The following is a 20,776-nucleotide window of genomic DNA, read 5'->3' as shown; positions in this document are numbered from 1 at the left end:
TTACTGCGCGTCTTCCTGAGCTACTCGCTGGACGACGGGCAGCAAATCCTCGGCGAGAAGTTCTTGGAGGAACACCGCGGCGACGCGATGCTGGCGGTCCAGGACGATCGTCGTCGGAATGACCGACGTGGGGTAGCCGTCACCGAGGGCGATCAGCGAACGCATCGACGGGTCGTAGATCGACGGGTACGAGACCTTGTTGTCGACCACGAAGTCCTGCGCTTTGTTCTTGGTGTCGTCGCGGACGTTGATGCCGAGGAACTGCACGCCCGAATCCTTGGTCTGCTCGTAGACCTGTTCCAGGTCGTCGGCTTCGGCGCGGCACGGCCCGCACCACTGACCCCAGACGTTGAGGACGACGACCTTGCCCTCGAAGTCGTCGACGCCGACCTTCTGACCTTCGTTCATCAGATCGGGCCCGGAGAGCTTGCCGATGGTGCCTCGGTCGGACGGTGGATCGTAGAAGATCTTGGTCTGCCCGCCCGGTGAGACGAAGTCGAAAGTTCCGCCCTGTGCGACGGCGTCGTCGCCGGTCGCGCAGGACGAGAGAAGAAGCATCGCCGACGCAGCGGCTGCGAATGCTGCGGCGATGCGGCGCGAAATCATGCTCCTGTCACTCTCGGGTCGGAGGCACCGGCAGGTTCGGAGTAGACGATGTCGACCAGGGTGTCGCCTTCGTAGACCAGTGAGGTCAACGAGGCCAGTCCACACTGACGGTGACGGGGATCGTGCCAGAGACGCTCGCCCTGCAGGAATCGACGCAGTGTCCAGACCGGAAGCTGATGGCTGACGACGACGGCTTCGTGTCCGACTGCCGCGACGCGTGCGGCATTGACGGCTGCGAGCATGCGATGAGCGATCTGCAGGTAGGGCTCGCCCCAGGACGGGGTGAACGGGTCACGCAATTTCCACCAGTGACGCGGACGTGAGAGCGCACCGTCCCCGACGGCAACCTTGAGACCCTCGAACTCGTTGCCTGCCTCGATGAGGTTTTCGTCGGTGACGATGTCGAGCTTGTGTGCCTCGGCGATCGGCGTTGCGGTCTCTTGTGCGCGCTGCAGCGGCGACGCGACCACGTGGGTGATGTCGTGATCGGCGAGCACCGACGCGACCGCACGAGCCTGGGCTTCGCCCGCCACCGACAACCGGAAGCCCGGGAGCCGTCCGTAGAGGATCCCGCGCGGGTTGTGAACTTCGCCGTGGCGAAGGACGTGGACGATGGTGCGGGTGGACGTGTGGTCGGGGTGATCGGCGTCGGTCACAGTCGAGGGTCCTCGCTGAAGAAGATGGATGTCGGAAGCGTGCGGTTGTTGCTCGAGCTTGAACGTGTCAGGGCTTGACGGCAGCAGCTGCGGCCTTGGCGGCGTGCGGCATGGCGTCGGCGATGATCGAGAATGCTCGATCGTCGAGTGCAGCGGAGACGAACCACGCTTCGAACGCGCTCGGCGGCGGGTACACGCCGCGGGAGAGCAACGCGTGGAAGAAGGCGGGGAATCGCCAGGTCTGCGCGGCTTTGGCTTCGTCGTAGTTGGTCACCGTGTTCTCGGTGAAGAACACGCTCACCAAGGTTCCGGCGTACTGCACACGGTGTTCGACGCCTTCGGCGGTGAGGGCTTGGGTCATGAGGTCGCCGAGGGCGGTCGCGTTCCGGCCGAGCTTGGCGTACACCTCGGCGTCGGCGGCGCGCAGACTCGCGAGTCCGGCGGCGACGGCCACGGGGTTACCAGAGAGGGTGCCGGCCTGGTAGACGGGACCGTCCGGCGCGAGGTGACCCATGATGTCGGCGCGGCCGCCGAAGGCTGCGGCAGGCAGGCCGCCGCTCATGACCTTGCCGAAGGTGTAGAGGTCGCCGGCGACGTTGTCGATGCCGTACCAACCCGAGGCGCTGACGCGGAATCCCGTCATCACCTCGTCCATGATCAGGAGTGCGCCGTGCTCACGGGTGAGACGACGCAGACCCTCGTTGAAACCGGGAAGCGGTGCGACGGCGCCCATGTTTCCGGCTGCAGCTTCGGTGATGACGCACGCGATGGCGCCGGGGTTGGCGGCGAACGCCGCGGCGACTGCATCGAGATCGTTGTAGCGGACGACGATGGTGTCTTCGGCTTGAGCGCCGGTCACGCCGGGCGAGGTCGGCAGCCCGAACGTCGCGAGGCCCGATCCGGCGTCGGCGAGAAGGGCGTCGACGTGGCCGTGGTAGCAACCGGAGAACTTGATGATCTTGGTGCGGCCGGTGAATCCGCGGGCGAGGCGGACTGCGCTCATCGTGGCTTCGGTTCCGGAGTTGACCAGGCGAACCTTTTCCACGGGCGCGACGCGGGCGACGATTTCCTCGGCGAGGGCAACTTCGCCTTCGGTCGGCGCACCGAAGGAGAGACCGCCGAGTGCTGCTTCGCGAACGGCTTCGACGACTGCCGGGTGAGCGTGCCCGAGAATCATCGGACCCCAGGACGACACCAGGTCGACGTAATTGTTCCCGTCGACGTCGGTGAGGGTGTAGCCGGATGCTTCGCGAATGAATCGCGGTGTTCCGCCGACCGAACCGAACGCGCGGACGGGCGAGTTGACGCCACCCGGAATCACGTTGCCGGCACGTTCGAAGAGCCGAGCGGAGTTCGTTGCATGCACGTCGGGATCACCGGAAGACACAGTCACGGCTTCCAGTGTCCCAGTTCTGTCGAATCTGACAACGACAGGGTGTAGGACTTCGGTGCTCGAGGCGAGTTTTCCGGTCGAACCGGGCCCCGCGTGAGACGATTCCGAGCATGAAGCGACTGTTGACGACGCTGATGGTCTCGGCTGCGATTCTTCTCACATCGTGTGGTTCGGACGCTTCGAACGACGACAAGGCGACAGTTTCGTCGCCGCCGAGCGCCACAGACTCGGCTCGAACCACCGCGGCAACGAGCACCGACCCGGCGTTTCTCGGCGGGTGTTCGGCAGTGTCCGTCTACGTTCAGCAGCGTGTTCAGAGCGGCGACACGTCGACACAGACAGCGGGCGCCGACTTCCTGAAGATCGTCGAGAACGACCCTTCGTACCAGGCTATGTCCGAGAGCGAGAAGGAACTCTTCCGCCAAGGAATCGAAGCGGGTGCCGCGGGCTCCTGCTGAATGTGAGGTTGGGATCGAACCGGGTTGCCCGCGGTGCGCTACGCGCTATCGTCGGTTCCATGGCCACCACAGCGGACCACCTCAGGACAACACTCGACGGACGCTGGCGGGAGGTGCGTGAGCGCGTTCGCGGCGAATTGAACGACGAACGTTTTGCTCCGCACTACACACCCAACACCGCCATTGCGCGCTCCAAGGCTCTCGAACAGATGCGGGTCCTCGCCGATCTCGGCTACGCCGCAAACGGTTTCGCGGTCTCTCACGGTGGAACGGGCGACGCGGGTGGCGCCGTCACCAGCATCGAGATGCTCGCGATGTCCGACCTCTCACTGATGGTCAAGGCCGGCGTGCAGTGGGGACTGTTCGGCGGCGCCATCGAAAACCTCGGCACCGAGCGTCACCACCAGGCGTACGTCAAGCCGCTGATCGACCTGGACCTGCTCGGTTGCTTTGCGATGACCGAGACCGGTCACGGCAGCGACGTCCAGGAACTCGAAACCACGGCAACCTACGACGTCGAGACGGGCGAGTTCGTCGTCAACTCCCCCACCCCGTCTTCTCGCAAGGACTACATCGGCGGCGCTGCCCAGCACGCCACTGTCGCGGCAGTGTTCGCACAGCTGATCACCGGAGGCGAAAGCCAGGGCGTCCACTGCTTTGTCGTGCCGATTCGTGACGACGCCGGCAACGACCTCCCCGGAGTGACGACGTCCGACTGCGGGCTCAAGGGTGGACTGCCCGGAGTCGACAACGGCCGCATCGTCTTCGACCAGGTCCGCATCCCGCGTGAGAACCTGCTCAACCGTTACGCCGACGTCGCCGAGGACGGCACGTACACTTCGGCGATCGAGAACCCGAACCGTCGGTTCTTCACGATGGTCGGCACATTGGTTCGTGGACGTGTCACCGTCGGTGGTTCGGCGGCAGCGGCCGCCCGCGTGGGATTGGCCATTGCCGGTCGATATGCCCTGCAGCGCAGGCAGTTCAGTGCTCCGAAGAGTGACGACGAGGTCCTGATCATGGACTACCTCGTCCATCAGAAGCGTCTGCTGCCGTTGATCGCCCGCTCGTACGCTCTGCAGTTCGCACAGAACGAACTCGTCGCCGCGATGCACGACATCCAGAGCAGCGACGACCCGGATCCGCAGGAGCAGCGCGAACTCGAAGGTCGCGCCGCCGGACTCAAGGCCGCCAACACGTGGCATGCCACCCGGGCAATCCAAGAAGCACGCGAAGCCTGTGGTGGCGCAGGCTATCTCGCCGAGAACCGCCTCACCGCACTCAAGGCTGACACCGACGTCTTCACCACGTTCGAGGGTGACAACCACGTTCTGACGCAGTTGGTCGCAAAAGAACTCCTCACCTCGTACGCCGACGAAGTCCGCGGCATGAGCCCGGTCGACTGGATGCGGTTCGCGGCGACGACGGTCTCCGACGTGGTCAAGAAGCGCACGGCAGCGCAGCAGATCCTGCAGACGATCGTCGACACTCGCCAGGACAACGAAGAGGACGGCAGCCTCTTCAACCGCGGCACCCAGATGAAGATGTTCGAGGACCGCGAGGAGTACCTACTCGCCACTGCGGCAAGGCGATTGCAGGCAGCGCAGAAACGCGAGGAGAACCCGTTCGACGCGTTCAACTTCGTGCAGGACCACGTACTCAAAGCCGCTCAGGCGCACATCGAGCGTGTCATCCTGGAAGCATTCGTCGCCGGCATCGACTCGTGTGAGGACGAGACCGCAAAGGAACTCTTCGGCGAGGTGTGCGATCTCTACGCACTGTCCGTGATCGAAGAGGACAAGGCCTGGTTCATGGAGCACCGGCATCTGTCGGTGGAGCGTTCGAAGGCCGTGACGCGCGGGATCAACGAGCGTTGCCGCACCCTGCGCCCCCACGTCGAGACACTGATCGACGGGTTCGGCATTCCGGACATCCTGCTGGGGTCCGCGATGCTCGACGGACCGGGCACGGACGCCGTACGGCTGAAGTAAAGGGTTCGGGTGGGGTCGGCAATCGCCGGCCCCACCACATTTATTGCGCTGCCGTCTTTTTCGACTGCCGAGAGGCAAGCAGTCCGGTCAGGCCGAGTGCCGCGACCAGCCAGATCCCCAGAACGAGCAGGTGCGGTCCGGCGCCGTTCCCATCGAAGTAGATGACGGAGCGGATGGGCTCCATGGCCGCTGATCCGAGCCAGAACGAATGGATGTGCTGCCAGAATCCGGGCAGGAACGACACCGGGATCGCACCACCCGAACTCGGGAAGTTGATGAAAACGAGCACCGTCAGCACCGCGAAGATCGCGGCTTGGCCGAGCAGTCGATTGAGCAGGATGCTCACCGCACCGACGGTGAACGTGTAGAGCATCGAGATCCCCAGCAATTGCAGGATCTGACCGACCGACGCCCCGAAGGCGTGCATGAAGATGCTGGTGATGCCGAAGGCTATGAGCGGGGTGAGTATCGCCGCACCGGCCAGGATCGAATACTGCTCTCGCAGCCGCATTCTCGGCGCAACCTGACTGAGCACCGTGATGGTCAGGTAGCCACCGAGGGTGCAGACGATCAGGAAGTAGAAGAGCCCGACGGTCGAGGAGTCGCGCGCCGTGACGGGCGCCGAGTCGATCACCGTGACCTGCTGCCCCGTCTGCTCCGCGACGGAATGCGCCAAGCTGCTCACCACGGAAACCGTCGAGGCGCCCGCACCGGTGGCGATATGTGCGGTCACGGTGTCACCGATCTCGACGGCGCCGATAGCGTCACGGTTGTCGATGCGCGAGATCGCCTCAGCCGAGTTCTCTGTGGCGACGAGGTCGAATTTGTCGCCAGACGTGGCTTCGATTCCCTCGATCAACGACGCCGTCACAGATGCTGGACCAATCACCACGATCGGTGCCTGGTTCGGCATCGGCGAGTGGAACGCGCTGACGTAACACAGGCAGAACATGATGACGAAGAACAGCGGAAACGCGAGTCCACTGCCCACCATCTTCCAGTTGGTCGGCGGATCGACAACCTCTTCACTGGGAACGCGGACATCGGTATCTGTCATATTTCACACTCTCTTCACTAACCGCATCTAGCTGTCAACACCGTTGACAGACTCAACAGTCAACACTGTTGACACGTTAGAGTCAACGCCGTTGACAACGAGGTCGGCGAGCGAGCACAGAGGTCGATGTCGTGACATCCACGAGGCACACACCAGAGCAGGAACAGCCCTCGACGTCCGAGGCGATTCGCGCCGCAGCGTTCCAACTATTCGGTGAGCACGGGTTCGGCGGCACGTCAGTTCGCGCCATCGCCAAAGTTGCCGGAATCGATCCGGCCCTGGTCATCCGGCATTTCGGGTCGAAGGAAGCGCTGTTCCTGGAAACCACTCCGGTTGCGGACTACTTCGAAGGTCAGTTCGACGGCCCACTCGACACCCTCGGTGAGCGGATCGCAGCCTTCGTCCTGGGCAAGGCCGACGCCCGGATGCTGTCGGTGTACACAGCGCTCATGCGAGCGTCGGACAGTCCACGCATCCGGGAGCGACTGCGCGAGATGACAGGCACGTTTGCCACCAATCTCGCCGCTCGCCTCGACGGTGAAGACGCGTACACCCGCGCACTCCTGGTCTCCGCCCAGGTGTCCGGCCTGTTGAGCGTCCTCAGCGACGAGAGCATCCCCCAGTCCGCAGATCGCGACGAGTTGGCAAAACTCTACGGCCGGGCGATGCAGACGCTGATCGATCAGTACTGAGTGATGACCTCCTCGGCAAACCGCCGAATGGAGTCGAGTCGCCCCTGACGATCACCGGCGTCAACTCCGTAGCGATACCAGGGCAACACTCTGATTTCCGTGACTCCGAGAGTCTCGAGTTCGCGATATCCGTCCAGATCACGAACATCCGTCGGCGAGACGTTGACGCCGAAAGGAACATCGGCACGACCGTACTCGACCCGCAATTCCGTGAGGCGATCGATAGCGGAGGCCAATTCGGCATTGGTCGCGTTCACCGACATCCAACCGTCAGCCAGCCTGGCTGCACGACGCAACCCCGGTTCGCTGTGCCCACCGATGTAGATCGGAACCGGAATCTCCGGAGCAGGACTGATCATCAGAGCGTCGAAATCGTAGTGCTTGCCGTGGTATTCGACCCATTCCGGCCCACGTCCCGCACACACCGCCTTGATGATCTCGATGGCTTCGTCGGTACGCGCACCGCGGGTGCGCATCTCGGTACCGGTGAAGGTGAATTCCTCGGGAATCCAGGACAAACCGACGCCGAGGGCGACGCGGTTCCTCGACATCACGGCCATGGTCGCGACCTGCTTGGCTGTCAACAGCGGATCGCGCAGTGGAAGTTTGAACACGTTGGTGTAGAACTGAATTCGCGATGTGACGGCCGCCATCGCCGCCATGGCAATGGACGGATCAGGCATCGGCGTCTCGGGCGCCCACATCCGCTTCCCGTCAGCAGTGTACGGGTACGGCGCCGACACCTGCTCGGGATAGAACACGGAATCCGGCATCGCGATTCCGTCGAACCCCACCTCTTCGGCGACCTGCGCCAACTCGCACAGTTCCAGGGCGTCGATCATCGCACCCGCCAAGGACCACTTCATCGTTCCACCGTTTCGCCGTTGGGCGAGATCCAAGCGCCGCCCAAGAACATGATGTCGGTGATGTTGCGTACGACGCCGTGAACATTGCCGTCCCATGCGGTCAACACCGACGCCGGCCCCCAGATCACGTAAGGCACAGTCGCGTTGGCGTACTCCTGCACCTTGCTGATCGCCTCACGGACAGCATCGTCCGTCGATGCCGTCTGCACAGCTGTGATCATCGCGTCCATCTCCGGGTCCGCGAAGCCGGACGGGTTGTTCTTCGAATCACTGGCCATACTGTTGTACAAGTTGAGGTACGGCGCTTCTTCTCCGACCGGAGCGCCACCTCTGGTCATGTCGAAATCGTGGTCCTTGTATACCCGTCGAACCAGATCGGTCACATCGGTCGCGTAGTCGATGGTGACGTCGAAACCGATCGCGTTCAGCGACGCCTGAACCGTCAGTGCCGTCGCCTGTTGGCTGGGCTCCGGGGTGGTGAGGTAGCGGAGTTTCCCGTCGTACCCGTCGGACTTTGCTTGATCCAGCAGCGCCTTTGCCTTCACCTGATCGAACGGAATACCTGCTGTGTTGTTGAACCAACGTGACGTCTGCGGGACCAGATCGGAACTGGCGGTGCCCAATCCGTTGTTCGCACGAGTATTGACCGCCTCCGGATCCACCCCGTAGGCGATCGCCTGACGGACGCGTACATCGGCCCCGGGCTTGCCCTCGCGATTGTTGATCGTGCCGATCCCGTTCTGTCCGGTCGGACTGAGGTAACCCGAGTATCCGTCGTCGAGAGCTTGTTCGATCACGGCCTCGTCGCGGAGGATGTACGTCATGTCGATCTGGCCGCTCTTCAACGATTCGTACTGAGACTGCGCACCCGACGTGGGAACAAACCGCACTGTGTCCAGTGGCGGTTTACCGCCCTGATAATCCGTGCGTGCGGCGAGTACCAGTTCTTCGTGCGGGGCGAACTTGGCCAAGGTGAACGGACCCGCCCCGATCGGTGTGAACGCTCCCTCCCCGGTTCCTGAAACCGAACCTGCCTTTCCCCCTGAACTTCGCGCAACGATCATTCCGGGGCCGAGCGACAACAGCGCCGGGAATTGACGCCAGGGCCGCTCGAGCACGAATTCGACTGTGGTGGCGTCGGGCGTCTCGATCCGATCCACGATGTTGAGCCAGGTCTGCGATACATCACCCTTGCGTGCCACGAATCGATCGATACTCCACTTGACTGCTTCCGCGTCGAGCGGACTTCCGTCGCTGAAGGTGAGGCCATCAGCCAAAGTGACGGTGTACGAAGTGAAGTCGCTGTTGTTCGACAGTGTCTTCGCGAGTTGTGGCACGAAGCTCCCGTTTGTGGAGTCGCTGCGTACCAACGTGTCGTAAATCGCGGCCATTTCGGTTCCGCCGGTCGAACCGGCGGCTTGCGTTCTCGTGGGGTCCAACGAGGAAGGGAACGAATAGGACCCGAAGGTGAGAACACCGCCGTCGATCCGCTCCCCCACATCTGGGGCGCCCACAAAACCAGCTGCGCCACTACTGCTCGGTGAAGCCGATCCCGAGTTGTCCCCACTGCTCGACGCGCAGCCGGCCAACATCAATGCACCGGCGAGCCCGAGCGCGACAAAGCGAGGGCCGAACCTAATCTTCTTGGTGTACATACGTTCCCAATCTCCGTCAGCGTGTCAGATCTTGACTACCTTCGACGTCGGGATCGGGTGCGAGTCCGCCTTGATCCAGCGCAGCGCCCATGTGCCCTCGGCATGCGAATCGGTGTCGATCCAGTTGCCGTAACCCGGATCCTTCGCCGCCACGACGATTGTCATGGTGCCGTCGTCGTTGAGCTTCGCGGTGTGATTGTTGATGTAGATGTTCGTGCGGTTGTAGTCGAGGGACTCGACCCAGAAGTTCTGCAGCACGAAGTTGAAGTACTCGCAGTTCGGAACCTCGGTCTCGATGACCCACGCCTCGTCCTCGGCGAGCTTCCAGTAACCGTGGAAGTAGAAGATCGTCGGATCGCCGCCGGCGTCCTGGAAGTAGTCCTGTCCCCAATCGAAGATCTCGTTGGTGTGCGGCTGGAATTTGCGCGACCACTCCAGGAAGGTCTCCGCCATCCCCTTCACGATCCCGACGGACTTGGTGAGGCGTTCGCCGATCTCTTCCGGACTCAGCGGGACGAACTCGCCGTCCGGGTTCAGGCATTCGATGGTCAGATCACCGATGACCTCGTTGCGCCGATCCTGGTGAGTTTGCCGAACGGAGATGAGGTTGCTGTCGGGCGCCAAAGGCAGCCAAGCGCCCTCAGCGGGCTTGTCGACGCTCGCGATGAACTCGAAACGGCCGTTCTCGTCGACCTCGAGGTCGTGGATATGCAGATCTCCGGTCTGCAGCATGGTGCCGTCGATGTGGTATCGATTGACGCGCGAGCCGAAGGTGATCAGCGGGACGGTGCCTCGGGTGCCGATGATCCGGTAGTTGTACTTACCGGAAATGTTGGCGCGCATGTAGACGTTGTCCGGGTTGTCGGCACCGATCTTCGTCATCATGTTCGGGTTCGGAGCCGACGAGAACTGCGGCCACCGTGGATCGGTGTACTCGACACAGTTGATCGTGCCGTACCGAAGCAACCGACTCAGGTAGCGGATGCCCTCGGCTTGAGTCAGCGGATCCTGAGGGACGATCTCGTCCTCCAGGACCTTTCCGACCTCGAGCAGATCTGCGCAGAACTTTTCCCAAACAGCATTCATGTGAATCTCCTTGTTTCAGTTGGGGCTTCGCCCTGTGCRCCTTTTTGGTAGTCGGCACTACCAAAAAGGCGCACAGGGCCGGAGGGCTTCAGGGTGTGGTGGCGAACTTCGCTTCGACGTCGGCAGCGCTCACGCCGAAATCCTCGAGCGAATAGCGATGCGACGGACGACGGTGCTCGGCAAGGCTGGCCTGATGCGACGCCTCCACCGCTGCGCGAGCCTCGTCAGTGAATGGCAGGTCGAACTGCGCGTAGATCTTCTCGACGGTGCCGACCGCATCTGCGATGAAGTCCTTGTAGTCGACGTCGATGAACTGATCGGGGTTGTAACGGCTACGGGCATTGTTGAAGTTCGCATTCCCTCGCGCCCACAACTCCAGTTGCGTGCGCCCGATGGCCGGACGATCGAAGGCCCTCGACATGTCGTGTCCGCCCTGCTCGACGAGGCTGAAGGTGGACGCCATCGATGTCAACGGGTCCCGGAAGGTCCGAACGAACAGTGCATCCGGATAGACCGACATGATCTCGTCGATCGCGAAGACATGGCTCGGGCTTTTGAGCACCCACCGTCTGTCCTGGTCGTGCAGCCCGATCAACTGCAGGTTCTTCTTGTGCCGCGCATATGTTTCGGTCCAGTCCTGCTCCGCCAGCCACCGGGTGTAACTCGGCACGTACGCCACCGTCTCGAACGCGGTCGAGAGCATCGTCTGCTGCAGCAGCCGCCAGCATTCCTCGACCTCCTCCGCCCCCATGAAATGAACCTTCATCAGGTCTGCCTCGTTACGCTGGCGAGCACGGTAGAAGGCGTCGGAGCGAACGTAATCTTCGTTCTCCGACCACTTGTCGCGCTCGGGGCGCGGCTGCGGCGTCTCGGCGAGCCACATCTCGGCGCCCTGATGCGCTGGGTCGGCACCGAGCAAGCGGTGCAGCGCGGTGCTGCCGGTGCGGGTCAACCCGACCACGAAGATCGGGCGTTCGATCGGAACGTCGATGTGCTCGGGGTATTTCGCGAATCCGGCCTCACTGGTCAGGCGTCCCGCGAGCGCTCCGACGATCATCTTGCGAGCGATCACCTTGCCGTGCGGAGTGAGGTCGGCTTCCTGCTGGAACGACTCGAGCAGAACTCGAAGCCCTTCGAGATAGCTGTCGCTGCCGAAGTTTTCGTACCCGGTCTCCTCACGCGCGACCTGGTGCAAGTCGTCGATGGAACCGATGCCGTCGTAATCCTGTGTCATCTGTAATTCCTTGTGGGGTTGTTCAGTGGTGGGTGTGACCGCAGTTGACGTCGAGACATTGCCCGGCGATGGCTCTGGCCGAATCGGATAAGAGGAAGACGACGGCATTGGCGATGTCGTCAGGTTCGGGTAGCCGGCGCAGATCGGCGCCCGCTGCAACCTCGTCGTAAATGACCTTGGGGTCGACCCCAGCTGCCGCCGCCTTTTTCTCGAACATGTTCTTGACCGAGTCCGCCCAGATATAGCCGGGAGCAACCGAATTGACTCGAACGCCCTTGGGACCGAGATCGATCGACAAACTGCGTGCCATTGCCAGGAGCCCGGATTTCATGATGCGGTAGGCCCCGAACCCGGGAAGCTGATTACGCAGCACCATGGACGTCACCATCACGACGGAGCCCTCCGCCTCGGTCAATGCCGGCACAAACGCGCGTGTCACGTTCAACGCCGCAAGCAGGTTGATGTCGATACCCGACTGGATGGACGCCATGTCGGCGTCCAGGAGCGAGACCTGCGCCGGTTGGACAAAGGCGTTGTTCACGAGGCAGTCCACGCCGCCGAACTCTGCGAGCGCAGTCTCAGCCAACGAGGAGATCGAATCGACGTCGGTGAGATCGGTCGGAATGGCCAGTGCAATTCCGCCGCGGTCTCGGATCTCGGTTGCCACAGATTCCAAACGCTCGGGTGTGCGGGCGGCCAGAACAACTTTTGCTCCGGCCGCCGCACTCTGCACCGCAATCGAACGACCCAGCGCCGGGCCCACTCCCGAGACGACGACAACCTTGCCTGCCAGCAGGCCCTGATGGGTCAGCACAGTGCCTGCGGATCGAGAACAACACTCAGAGAAACGATCTTGCCGTTCTCGTCGAACTCGAACAGGTCGGAGGCAGCGAAGTCGGCCATCCCGACGCGCTGTACCCGAAGCTGCATTGCTGCGTATTTTCCCGTCACCGAAATCGGGCCGAGCAGGCTGACTGTGAAATCGACCTGCGCGTTCGCGGTGTCGAATTCGCGAATCGCGTCGATTCCGCGGTAGGTCTGGACCCCCAGCGGTTCGTGTTGAACTGCGTCGGGCGCAAACAGCGCAACCAGGCCGTCGACGTCGTGACTTCCGAGACACTTGACGTAATCTTCTACGGCAGAAACTATTTCAGCCCTGTCAGGCATGGATGCTCCTCATGTTCAGGCGGATCAAGAAATGGTTCCGCGGGCGCGAAGATGGTCGACGATCGCGTTCGCAGCGTCCTCAGTCGTCGTGACACTGGTGTCGATGTGAATGTCAGGGTTCTGCGGCGGTTCGTACGGCGAATCGATTCCGGTGAAGTTCACCAACTCGCCACGTCGAGCCTTCTTGTACAGCCCCTTGGGATCTCGCTCCTCTGCGACGGCAAGAGCGGTGTCGACGAAGATTTCGACGAACTGTTCGTCGCCGATCAATTCACGGGCGGCATGACGCTCCGCCTCGAACGGTGAAATGAAGGACGCGAGCACGATCAGACCGGCGTCCGCCATCAGTCGGGTGACCTCGGTGACGCGACGGATGTTCTCGACGCGGTCGGCTTCGGTGAATCCGAGGTCTCGATTCAGCCCGTGACGGACGTTGTCTCCGTCGAGGAGGTAGGTGTGTGCGCCGAGTGCGTGCAGTTGACGCTCGACATCGTTCGCGATGGTCGACTTTCCCGAACCGGAGAGACCGGTGAACCACAGAACTGCGGGTTGGTGTCCCTTGAGCCTGGTGTGCGCGGCCTCGTCGACGTCGACGGATTGCCAGTGAATGTTGTCCGATCGACGCAGCGAGTGCGTGATCATGCCCGCACCGACAGTGCCGTTGGTGAGGCGGTCGATGAGGATGAAGCTACCGGTGTCACGGTTGCCGACGTACGGGTCGAACGGGACCGGTCGATCGAAACTGAGGTTGCAGACACCGATTTCGTTGAGCGCGAGAGTAGTCGTTGCGGTCTTCTCGAGAGTGTTGACGTTGATCTTGTGTTTCGGTTTGGTGATGCGCGCAGTGACTGTCACGGTACCGATCTGGCACAGGAACGGCCGTTCGGGCAGCATGGGAGCCTCACCCATCCAGACGATGCAGGCCTCGAACTGATCGGCTACGGCCGGCGGATTGTCGCCGATGGACAGCACATCACCGCGACTGATGTCGATCTCGTCGGCGAGCGTGATGGTGACCGAGCGGCCCGCACCGGCAACGTCGAGGTCGCCACCCATGGTCACGATGCGCTCGACTGTGGACGTCTTTCCACTGGGGAGCACGCGGATGGGATCTCCGGGAGATACGGTGCCGGAAACGATCTGGCCGGAGAATCCGCGGAAGTCGAGGTCCGGCCGGTTGACCCACTGCACCGGCATCCGGAACGGAGCCGCGGCGGCAGCATCGTCGATGTCCACGCTTTCGAGATGCTCGATCAGGCTTGGTCCGGAGTACCACGGGGTATTCGCACTGCGCTCGGTGAGATTGTCACCCATGTATGCCGAGAGCGGGATGGCGACGAACCCGTCCAGACCGATCTCGTGAGCGAACTCTGCGTAATCCGCGGTAATGGCATCGAAGACCTCTTGCGAGTAGTCGACGAGGTCGAGCTTGTTCACGGCAAGCACCACGTGCTTGATCCCCAGCAACGACACCAGATACGAGTGCCGGCGGGTCTGAGTCAGTATCCCCTTGCGGGAATCGACAAGGATCACAGCAAGATCGGCGGTCGACGCGCCCGTCACCATGTTTCGGGTGTACTGCTCGTGCCCTGGAGTATCGGCGACGACGAACTTGCGTCGCTCGGTCGTGAAGTAGCGGTAGGCGACGTCGATCGTGATGCCCTGCTCACGTTCGGCGGCGAGACCGTCGACCAGGAGCGCGAAATCGAGCCCCTCCCCCTGGGTTCCGCTCTTGCGCGAATCGGCTTCGAGCGCCGTCAGCTGGTCGTCGAAGACGAGTTTCGATTCGTAGAGCAGACGGCCGATCAAGGTGCTCTTGCCGTCGTCGACGCTGCCGCACGTGATGAATCGCAGCATGCTCTTGTTTGCATGACGTTCGAGGTACGCCTCGATGTCGTCAGCGATCAGATCCGAGGAAACAGTCATCAGAAGTACCCCTCTTGCTTCTTCTTTTCCATCGACGCACTGGAGTCGTGGTCGATGACCCGTCCCTGGCGTTCGGAAGTGGTGGTGAGCAACATTTCCGAGATGATCTCGGTCAGGCTCGTTGCGGTCGATTCGACGGCTCCGGTCAGCGGGTAGCAGCCGAGGGTGCGGAAACGAACGCTCTTGAGTTCCGGAGTCTCTCCCGGCAGCAACGGCATCCGGTCGTCGTCGACCATGATCAGCGCACCGCCCCGCTCGACGACGGGCCGCTTGTCGGCAAAATACAGCGGAACGATCGGAATCTCTTCCTGGCGTATGTATTCCCAAACATCCAGCTCGGTCCAGTTCGAGAGAGGGAAGACGCGCAGGCTCTCGCCCGGCGCTTTGCGGACGTTGTACATCCGCCACAGTTCCGGTCGCTGCTGCTTGGGATCCCAACGGTGCGCAGCTGATCGGATCGAGAAGATGCGTTCCTTGGCGCGGGATTTTTCTTCGTCACGGCGGGCGCCGCCGAATGCAGCGTCGAACTTGTAGTGATCGAGGGCTTGTTTGAGGCCTTCGGTCTTCCACATATCGGTATGGACAGCGCTGCCGTGAGTGAACGGGTTGATCCCCTGCTTCACGCAGTCTGGGTTGGTGTGGACGATCAGATCGAGATCGCCTGCAGCAGCGGTACTGTCACGAAGTTTGTACATTTCACGGAACTTCCACGTGGTATCGACGTGCAGAAGCGGAAACGGCAGCTTCGACGGATAGAAGGCCTTGCGCGCCAGATGCAGCATCACAGCGGAGTCCTTGCCCACCGAGTACAACATCACCGGGTTCTCGCTCTGGGCAACAGCTTCACGCATGATGTGAATGCTCTCGGCTTCGAGTCGTTCGAGGTGCGTCAGTGTCGCGGTCATCGGCCCAGTTCCTCCAGTGCTTTCGGGGCGAGTTCAGGTCGGCAGATCAGCAGATCCGGCAACCACGGGTTTTCCTGGTTGTAGCGCAGTTCACTGCCGTCGATACGCGAAACATGCAGTCCCGCAGCGCGTGCGACGGCAACGGGCGCCGCCGAATCCCACTCGTACTGCCCTCCCGCATGTGCATAGATGTCTGCCTCACCCGAGACGACCGCCATTGCTTTGGCGCCGGCGGATCCCATTTCGATCAACTCCGCGCCCATCGAGTCGGCCATGCGCATGACCGGTTCCGGACGCCGCGTCCGCGACACGACGACTCGAACCGGCGTCGCGGCATCCCGCCCGGCTCGATCATCGCTGCTGGAATAGGTGACGCCAAGGGCAGGCATCGCGACCGCACCTGTTGTGAGGACACTGTTTTCGGTCAGTGCAACATGCACCGCCCAGTCCGATCGGCCGGCCTCGCCGTACTCGCGGGTGCCGTCGAGAGGGTCGACGATCCACACCCGATCCGCCTTCAACCTCGCGAGGTCGTCGGAGCCTTCCTCCGACAGCACTGCATCCACAGGAAAGCGTCGGGCAAGTTCGGCGACGATGAATTCGTGACTGAGCCGATCGGCCGCGTTCTTGAAAGTCGCGACATCACCGTCGTTTTCGCCGAGGGATTTCCGATGGTCGAGCAGAAGTTCTCCTGCCGCAGCGGCGATGTCGATCGCCGCGCGTTCATCGTTAGTGCGTGTCATAGGTACTCCACAACTGTGTAGACCTCCCGATCGATACGGGAAGAAAGGTCAGGCCGACCGCAGAGTGTCCAGCGCTTTGCACTGGCCTCGATGTGGTCTGCGCCATACCGTAACACCAGAATGAACGATGTTCATTCTATTTCGAACAATGTTCATTCTATGATCTGAGTCACATTGGATTCTGGGCGGCGTTCAACAACGAACAGTGTTCGATGTGAATTGAGGATGCCGAGCGCCCCGACTACGGTGATCAAATGAGCAGTACCAGCAGCAAGTCGATCTACGGCGACGCCGAAGTGCGTCGACGCCGAACTCTCGACGCGGCGATCTCGCTTCTGGACGAAGGAGGCTACTCCGCGCTCACGATCCGCGCTGTCGCCAAACGAGCCGGCACCAGCACTGGCCTGATCTACCAGTACTTCGTCGACAAGCAGGACATCTTCGCCGCCCTCCTCAGCGAAAGTCAGCTGGAAATGGCGGACTTCGTGAACTCGCTCCCGCGCGAGCAGGGACTGAGCGCCTTACTCGAGTCCATGATTTCCGAGTTTGCTCGGCACTGGGCACGGGTGGGTCGACTCACCACCACTTGGCGCGACATCGAAGGCATGGCCGGGTCCGACCGAGAAAGCATGCGGGAACTTCACGCATCCGTAGCGGTCTACAACTCGGCATTGATTCGAGCGCTCACCGAATCTGCTGCAGCCGAAGGGAGCCGGTTGATCGACGACCCCGCGTTGATCCATCTCGTGCTCTCCGGACTCAAAGGCCTGTCGGACACCATCGTCATCAACATCGCCAAAGAAGTCACACCCGAGTACTTCGTGAGCTTCTCCGCCCGGGCGCTCGCGCGGTCCATCACGGAGTGACGGACCGACACCTTACGAACGAACGAGGCGAGCGATGGCCGCCTGAGCTTCCTTGATCTTGACGTCCGCTTCCGGACCACCCTGCTTGGCAGCTTCGACGACGCAACCCGCAAGGTGGGCGTCGAGAAGCTTCAGGGACACGGACTGCAACGCGCTCGTCGCGGCGGACACCTGGGTGAGCACGTCGATGCAGTACCGGTCGTCTGCGACCATGCGTGAAATTCCGGCTACCTGACCTTCGATACGACGAAGGCGCTTGAGCAGATCGTCCTGCTCGGGGCTGTAACTACTCATACCGCAACTATACCCCCTACCCGTATGAGGGCTATCGCGATGCGACGAAGCCCACCCGGGCCCGGCGCACGACATCGATGGCCATCAGCCCCGCAACCAGAATCGACAACCCGGCGCCCGAGATCCAGAGACCGTCGTAGTGCGTGCTCTCGAACGGTGGAGCGCCCTCCAATATCGGTCCGAAGTCGGACGTCGTCGTACCCGCTCGCCAGCACACGACCGCCAGAATCGTTGCGGCGACGATACCGAGTACACCGATCCACGTCTTCACGTCGACGAGCGGAGTCGGCTGCGCCTCAATCATCGGCAGACCCGTCCGGTTCCACACCGACCGTGACAACCTGGCTCAACGCCTCGCGAAGTGCCCGATCGTCTTTCGCCCACGCTCGCACCAATCCCCCGGTGGTCAGACGCAAGCCGATACCGTGCCGACGCCGGGGCACTCCGGACAGCTCACCCAGCGCGCGTGCCGTTTCCCACGGCTCCATTTCGTCTTCGTAGGCGGCGTCGTCGGACTCCGGGAACACCTCGGCGATCTCGGTGATCGGCACCTCTTCGGTTCCCTGACGCAACGTGGTCGCGGTCAGAAGCACGCTCGCATGCCGGCGCGCGGCAATCACCTGCACGTACACCAAGCCGGTGAGGATCACGGCGAACATCGCCAGACCGAACCAATGCACCACCGGGCCGGTGAACAGTTCGATGACCAAGGCGATCAGGCAGAAGATCGGACCGAACGCAATGGCCCACCACCGAGATCCCGGTTCGTAGTACAGAACGTCCGGGCCGATTTCAGGAGCACGGTCAGCCACGGGCGAACCAACTTCGGGTGGTGTCGCGGTAGATCGCGACGCAGGCACAGATCAGCATGACGGGAACGACAAGCGCGAGCACGGTACTGATCCCGGCGACGACCAGCGCGATCTGCAGCACCGCGAACACCCCGGACACGATCACCAGGATCCGTCGGCACAGAGGTTTTCCGGCGCGAGTGGGACCGGCGAGGCCGCCGATCGCAAGGCCGGTCAACAGCAGAACCAGCCCGGACACCCGCACGAAGGTGACGTAGATGTCGATGTTTCCGGCCGATACGCCTTGATCGGTGAATTGCTCACGCAGCGAATACGAGGCGCTGGTGACATTGATCAGGCCGAAGAGTATGAGTAGGAACGCGCTGGCGATCCACAGCCAGAATGCTGCCTCGACGGCCGTCGGGCGCCGGACCTTCGTAGAGATACTCACGGGTTCAAGTGTGCGCTATCCGCTGACGATGCCCGGAATCATGAGCACCAGGAGTGTCACCAGAACAGAGGCTCCGAGGATCGCGAACAAGATCACTTCGGTCCGTGAACCACGTTGGCGCAGTGGAGCGTCGTGGGTGCTTTCCGTGCGCAGGGCTTCCTGAGAACTCATTGTCTACGACCTCTCCCCTACTACTGCAGTGACCCGTTTCACAGTACCCCGAGCTACCTATCGGTTCCCCGCCGGGGGGAAACGAAGAAAGTACGGATTGGACTCTTTTCGGTGCATCATCACGATCGCCCCGACAGCAGCAACTGCCTGCAGGATTTCCGCTCCGCCGAACAGCAGAGTGGCCGCGCCGCCGTCGCCGCCGAGCCCGAAGATCACGGGGATCGCAGAGACCAACATGAAGACTCCACAGAACGTCAGCAACATTCGAGCCCAGTTCTTGCCACGACTCATCGAGCGCACGAACAAAAGGAACACCGCGGTGACGATCACCACCAGGACAGCGGAGAACACGATAACCAGTGGGAACATGCCCTCAACGTCGGAGCGTGTCAGACCGGCGTCGACAGCCGCCTGGTTCCTGAGCATCTCGTCGACGAACATCGACTTCTGCCCGAGCAGCATCCAGATCATCGCGCCGCCCTGGACCAATCCAAGCGCCGTCACAGCCCACCACAACTGAATCGCAGTCACGACGTCCGTCGGCGGCTCGGGTTTCGGCTGGGGGCCCGGGTATCCGTTGTAACCGGGGCCGTATCCCGGGATCTGACCCGTCGGCATCGGTCCGAGTTCGCGGTACGGCTGATTCTCGAACGGCTGGTTCTCGTAGGGAGGTTCCCGGCGGGGCGGTTCCTGGCGCGACGGCGGCCACTGCTCGGTCATGACACCAGCGTATCGGTCGATACCGGTGCAGCCACCATGCGCGACTCCGTCACAGCCATCCGGCAACTTCCGACGCCCAGTACGTGAGGACCACGTCGGCACCGGCGCGGCGAATGCTGGTGAGCGATTCGAGAATCGCCGCGTCCCGATCGATCCACCCGTTCTGCGCGGCGGCCGTGATCATCGAGTACTCACCCGAGATCTGGTACGCCGCGACCGGAACCGGAGACCGGTCGGCGGTCTCACGCAGAATGTCGAGGTAGGACATTGCAGGCTTGACCATCACCATGTCAGCGCCCTCGGCGATGTCGAGGTCTACCTCGCGCATCGACTCGCGGCGGTTGGCGCCGTCCTGCTGATAAGTACGACGGTCGCCTTGCAGTGAGGATCCGACGGCTTCACGGAACGGCCCGTAGAACGCTGACGCATATTTCGCGGCATAGGCGAGCTGACCGACCTCGACATACCCGGATGCATCGAGCGCGCCGCGGATCGCAGCCACCTGACCGTCCATCATGCCGCTGGGGCCGAGCAGGTGCGCACCCGATTCAGCTTGCGCGAGAGCCATTTCGACGTACCGGATCAAGGTTGCGTCGTTGTCGACGGCGCCGGCGGCGGTAAGCACGCCGCAGTGGCCATGATCGGTGAACTCGTCGAGGCAGGTATCGGCCATGATGACCGTCGAATCGCCGAGTTCTTCTGCCAGAGCGCGCAATCCGACGTTGAGGATGCCGTCGGGATCGGAGGCACCGGAGCCCTGAGGGTCCTTGTCCTCCGCCTTGGGGACGCCGAAGAGCATCAGACCACCGACGCCGGCTTCCACTGCTTCCACCGCGGCGGACCGCAGCGAATCGAGCGTGTGCTGGAAAACGCCTGGCATGGAACTGATCTCACGCGGCGCATCGATGCCGTCTGCAACGAACATCGGCAACACGAGGTGCCGGGGTTCGAGCGAGGTCTCTGCCACGAGTCGCCGGAGCGCTGGGGTGCGCCGGAGCCGGCGAGGGCGATGAGTGGGAAACACGAGAAGTAGCCCTCCTTCGTCGGA

The 20,776-nt window shown here is 62.3% G+C and carries 24 protein-coding genes; 4 read left to right on the top strand and 20 right to left on the bottom strand.

The window, feature by feature from the left end; all coding sequences use genetic code 11:
• From AC1DVN_RS17915 to hemL, 3 genes are all read right to left on the bottom strand, one after another.
• A complete protein-coding gene (locus tag AC1DVN_RS17915; RefSeq protein ID WP_003942071.1) occupies positions 1–606 on the bottom strand; it encodes a TlpA disulfide reductase family protein in 606 nt (201 codons plus the stop codon).
• Entirely contained in the window at positions 603–1,262 is a 660-nt protein-coding gene (locus tag AC1DVN_RS17910; protein WP_003941868.1) for a histidine phosphatase family protein, read from the bottom strand. The genes AC1DVN_RS17915 and AC1DVN_RS17910 overlap by 4 nt, the downstream gene beginning before the upstream one ends.
• Positions 1,263–1,329: 67 nt before the next feature.
• Positions 1,330–2,655, bottom strand: a complete 1,326-nt coding sequence (hemL, locus tag AC1DVN_RS17905) for a glutamate-1-semialdehyde 2,1-aminomutase (RefSeq protein WP_019744354.1) — start codon at positions 2,653–2,655, stop codon at positions 1,330–1,332.
• 110 nt (positions 2,656–2,765) lie between these two features.
• On the opposite strand from hemL, the gene AC1DVN_RS17900 reads away from it, so the two are divergent.
• Together AC1DVN_RS17900 and AC1DVN_RS17895 are read left to right on the top strand one after the other, a co-directional pair.
• Positions 2,766–3,113 (top strand): hypothetical protein, encoded by a 348-nt coding sequence (locus AC1DVN_RS17900; RefSeq protein WP_007735283.1) that lies wholly within the window; start codon positions 2,766–2,768, stop codon positions 3,111–3,113.
• A gap of 59 nt (positions 3,114–3,172) precedes the next feature.
• Positions 3,173–5,104, top strand: a complete 1,932-nt coding sequence (locus tag AC1DVN_RS17895; RefSeq protein ID WP_046379830.1) for an acyl-CoA dehydrogenase family protein — start codon at positions 3,173–3,175, stop codon at positions 5,102–5,104.
• Between the two features lie 40 nt (positions 5,105–5,144).
• On the opposite strand, the gene AC1DVN_RS17890 is transcribed toward AC1DVN_RS17895, so the two are convergent.
• The gene (locus AC1DVN_RS17890) at positions 5,145–6,161 is read right to left on the bottom strand and encodes a hypothetical protein (protein ID WP_428691209.1); all 1,017 of its coding nucleotides are present in this window, start codon (positions 6,159–6,161) and stop codon (positions 5,145–5,147) included.
• A gap of 131 nt (positions 6,162–6,292) precedes the next feature.
• Here AC1DVN_RS17890 and AC1DVN_RS17885 point away from each other — a divergent pair, with 131 nt between their 5' ends.
• Positions 6,293–6,853, top strand: coding sequence for a TetR/AcrR family transcriptional regulator (locus tag AC1DVN_RS17885; RefSeq protein ID WP_019744357.1), 561 nt, complete (start codon positions 6,293–6,295; stop codon positions 6,851–6,853).
• On the opposite strand, the gene AC1DVN_RS17880 is transcribed toward AC1DVN_RS17885, so the two are convergent.
• The 9 genes from AC1DVN_RS17880 to AC1DVN_RS17840 all read right to left on the bottom strand — a co-directional run bounded on the left by AC1DVN_RS17880 (position 6,844) and on the right by AC1DVN_RS17840 (position 16,435).
• Positions 6,844–7,719 carry a TIGR03619 family F420-dependent LLM class oxidoreductase gene (locus AC1DVN_RS17880; protein WP_477994082.1) on the bottom strand — a complete coding sequence of 292 codons (876 nt, stop codon included), beginning with the start codon at positions 7,717–7,719 and terminating at the stop codon, positions 6,844–6,846. The genes AC1DVN_RS17885 and AC1DVN_RS17880 overlap by 10 nt on opposite strands.
• On the bottom strand, positions 7,716–9,374 hold the full coding sequence (locus AC1DVN_RS17875; RefSeq protein WP_428691210.1) for an ABC transporter substrate-binding protein: 1,659 nt from the start codon (positions 9,372–9,374) through the stop codon (positions 7,716–7,718). Before AC1DVN_RS17875 ends, AC1DVN_RS17880 begins: the two co-directional genes overlap by 4 nt.
• A 24-nt stretch (positions 9,375–9,398) precedes the next feature.
• On the bottom strand, positions 9,399–10,460 hold the full coding sequence (locus AC1DVN_RS17870; RefSeq protein ID WP_021333931.1) for a DUF1214 domain-containing protein: 1,062 nt from the start codon (positions 10,458–10,460) through the stop codon (positions 9,399–9,401).
• 88 nt (positions 10,461–10,548) lie between these two features.
• A complete protein-coding gene (locus AC1DVN_RS17865; protein ID WP_477994081.1) occupies positions 10,549–11,694 on the bottom strand; it encodes a sulfotransferase family protein in 1,146 nt (381 codons plus the stop codon).
• Between the two features lie 22 nt (positions 11,695–11,716).
• Positions 11,717–12,508, bottom strand: coding sequence for an SDR family oxidoreductase (locus tag AC1DVN_RS17860; protein ID WP_070384599.1), 792 nt, complete (start codon positions 12,506–12,508; stop codon positions 11,717–11,719).
• Positions 12,502–12,861: a nuclear transport factor 2 family protein gene (locus tag AC1DVN_RS17855; protein ID WP_477994080.1), complete on the bottom strand. Its 360-nt coding sequence runs from the start codon at positions 12,859–12,861 to the stop codon at positions 12,502–12,504. Before AC1DVN_RS17855 ends, AC1DVN_RS17860 begins: the two co-directional genes overlap by 7 nt.
• A gap of 24 nt (positions 12,862–12,885) precedes the next feature.
• The gene (cysN, locus tag AC1DVN_RS17850; RefSeq protein WP_477994079.1) at positions 12,886–14,787 is read right to left on the bottom strand and encodes a sulfate adenylyltransferase subunit CysN; all 1,902 of its coding nucleotides are present in this window, start codon (positions 14,785–14,787) and stop codon (positions 12,886–12,888) included.
• Positions 14,787–15,692 (bottom strand): sulfate adenylyltransferase subunit CysD, encoded by a 906-nt coding sequence (gene cysD, locus AC1DVN_RS17845; RefSeq protein WP_020906780.1) that lies wholly within the window; start codon positions 15,690–15,692, stop codon positions 14,787–14,789. The genes cysN and cysD overlap by 1 nt, the downstream gene beginning before the upstream one ends.
• Positions 15,689–16,435 carry a 3'(2'),5'-bisphosphate nucleotidase CysQ gene (locus AC1DVN_RS17840; protein ID WP_477994078.1) on the bottom strand — a complete coding sequence of 249 codons (747 nt, stop codon included), beginning with the start codon at positions 16,433–16,435 and terminating at the stop codon, positions 15,689–15,691. The genes cysD and AC1DVN_RS17840 overlap by 4 nt, the downstream gene beginning before the upstream one ends.
• Positions 16,436–16,689: 254 nt before the next feature.
• On the opposite strand from AC1DVN_RS17840, the gene AC1DVN_RS17835 reads away from it, so the two are divergent.
• On the top strand, positions 16,690–17,301 hold the full coding sequence (locus AC1DVN_RS17835; RefSeq protein WP_003942004.1) for a TetR/AcrR family transcriptional regulator: 612 nt from the start codon (positions 16,690–16,692) through the stop codon (positions 17,299–17,301).
• A gap of 12 nt (positions 17,302–17,313) precedes the next feature.
• Here AC1DVN_RS17835 and AC1DVN_RS17830 read toward each other — a convergent pair whose 3' ends face one another.
• From AC1DVN_RS17830 to hemB, 7 genes are read right to left on the bottom strand one after another with little or no spacing between them, the layout of a single operon-like run.
• A complete protein-coding gene (locus AC1DVN_RS17830; protein WP_003942012.1) occupies positions 17,314–17,595 on the bottom strand; it encodes a metal-sensitive transcriptional regulator in 282 nt (93 codons plus the stop codon).
• Positions 17,596–17,626: 31 nt separating this feature from the next.
• Positions 17,627–17,899: a hypothetical protein gene (locus AC1DVN_RS17825; RefSeq protein WP_060939077.1), complete on the bottom strand. Its 273-nt coding sequence runs from the start codon at positions 17,897–17,899 to the stop codon at positions 17,627–17,629.
• Complete coding sequence (locus AC1DVN_RS17820; protein WP_019744369.1) at positions 17,892–18,407, bottom strand: hypothetical protein; 516 nt, start codon at positions 18,405–18,407, stop codon at positions 17,892–17,894. Before AC1DVN_RS17820 ends, AC1DVN_RS17825 begins: the two co-directional genes overlap by 8 nt.
• Positions 18,400–18,837: a hypothetical protein gene (locus AC1DVN_RS17815; RefSeq protein WP_019744370.1), complete on the bottom strand. Its 438-nt coding sequence runs from the start codon at positions 18,835–18,837 to the stop codon at positions 18,400–18,402. Before AC1DVN_RS17815 ends, AC1DVN_RS17820 begins: the two co-directional genes overlap by 8 nt.
• A 15-nt stretch (positions 18,838–18,852) precedes the next feature.
• Positions 18,853–19,008, bottom strand: coding sequence for a hypothetical protein (locus tag AC1DVN_RS17810; RefSeq protein WP_019744371.1), 156 nt, complete (start codon positions 19,006–19,008; stop codon positions 18,853–18,855).
• A 57-nt stretch (positions 19,009–19,065) separates the two neighbouring features.
• Entirely contained in the window at positions 19,066–19,728 is a 663-nt protein-coding gene (locus AC1DVN_RS17805; protein ID WP_019744372.1) for a hypothetical protein, read from the bottom strand.
• Positions 19,729–19,777: 49 nt separating this feature from the next.
• On the bottom strand, positions 19,778–20,752 hold the full coding sequence (gene hemB, locus AC1DVN_RS17800; protein ID WP_021333925.1) for a porphobilinogen synthase: 975 nt from the start codon (positions 20,750–20,752) through the stop codon (positions 19,778–19,780).
• Positions 20,753–20,776 lie beyond the last annotated feature (24 nt).

The sequence above is a fragment of the Rhodococcus sp. P4_E4 genome, from assembly GCF_056401575.1.
The sequence above is the reverse complement of the archived record's forward strand: the minus strand, read 5'-3'. Positions and strand labels throughout refer to the sequence as shown.

What these genes read in the sequence shown, in the direction of transcription:
- AC1DVN_RS17915 (WP_003942071.1), bottom strand. Translation starts at nt 606, where the DNA reads ATGATTTCGCGCCGCATCGCCGCAGCATTCGCAGCCGCTGCGTCGGCG.
- AC1DVN_RS17900 (WP_007735283.1), top strand. Translation starts at nt 2,766, where the DNA reads ATGAAGCGACTGTTGACGACGCTGATGGTCTCGGCTGCGATTCTTCTC.
- AC1DVN_RS17895 (WP_046379830.1), top strand. Translation starts at nt 3,173, where the DNA reads ATGGCCACCACAGCGGACCACCTCAGGACAACACTCGACGGACGCTGG.
- AC1DVN_RS17890 (WP_428691209.1), bottom strand. Translation starts at nt 6,161, where the DNA reads ATGACAGATACCGATGTCCGCGTTCCCAGTGAAGAGGTTGTCGATCCG.
- AC1DVN_RS17880 (WP_477994082.1), bottom strand. Translation starts at nt 7,719, where the DNA reads ATGAAGTGGTCCTTGGCGGGTGCGATGATCGACGCCCTGGAACTGTGC.
- AC1DVN_RS17875 (WP_428691210.1), bottom strand. Translation starts at nt 9,374, where the DNA reads ATGTACACCAAGAAGATTAGGTTCGGCCCTCGCTTTGTCGCGCTCGGG.
- AC1DVN_RS17870 (WP_021333931.1), bottom strand. Translation starts at nt 10,460, where the DNA reads ATGAATGCTGTTTGGGAAAAGTTCTGCGCAGATCTGCTCGAGGTCGGA.
- AC1DVN_RS17865 (WP_477994081.1), bottom strand. Translation starts at nt 11,694, where the DNA reads ATGACACAGGATTACGACGGCATCGGTTCCATCGACGACTTGCACCAG.
- AC1DVN_RS17855 (WP_477994080.1), bottom strand. Translation starts at nt 12,861, where the DNA reads ATGCCTGACAGGGCTGAAATAGTTTCTGCCGTAGAAGATTACGTCAAG.
- cysN (WP_477994079.1), bottom strand. Translation starts at nt 14,787, where the DNA reads ATGACTGTTTCCTCGGATCTGATCGCTGACGACATCGAGGCGTACCTC.
- cysD (WP_020906780.1), bottom strand. Translation starts at nt 15,692, where the DNA reads ATGACCGCGACACTGACGCACCTCGAACGACTCGAAGCCGAGAGCATT.
- AC1DVN_RS17840 (WP_477994078.1), bottom strand. Translation starts at nt 16,435, where the DNA reads ATGACACGCACTAACGATGAACGCGCGGCGATCGACATCGCCGCTGCG.
- AC1DVN_RS17835 (WP_003942004.1), top strand. Translation starts at nt 16,690, where the DNA reads ATGAGCAGTACCAGCAGCAAGTCGATCTACGGCGACGCCGAAGTGCGT.
- AC1DVN_RS17830 (WP_003942012.1), bottom strand. Translation starts at nt 17,595, where the DNA reads ATGAGTAGTTACAGCCCCGAGCAGGACGATCTGCTCAAGCGCCTTCGT.
- AC1DVN_RS17825 (WP_060939077.1), bottom strand. Translation starts at nt 17,899, where the DNA reads ATGATTGAGGCGCAGCCGACTCCGCTCGTCGACGTGAAGACGTGGATC.
- AC1DVN_RS17810 (WP_019744371.1), bottom strand. Translation starts at nt 19,008, where the DNA reads ATGAGTTCTCAGGAAGCCCTGCGCACGGAAAGCACCCACGACGCTCCA.
- AC1DVN_RS17805 (WP_019744372.1), bottom strand. Translation starts at nt 19,728, where the DNA reads ATGACCGAGCAGTGGCCGCCGTCGCGCCAGGAACCGCCCCGCCGGGAA.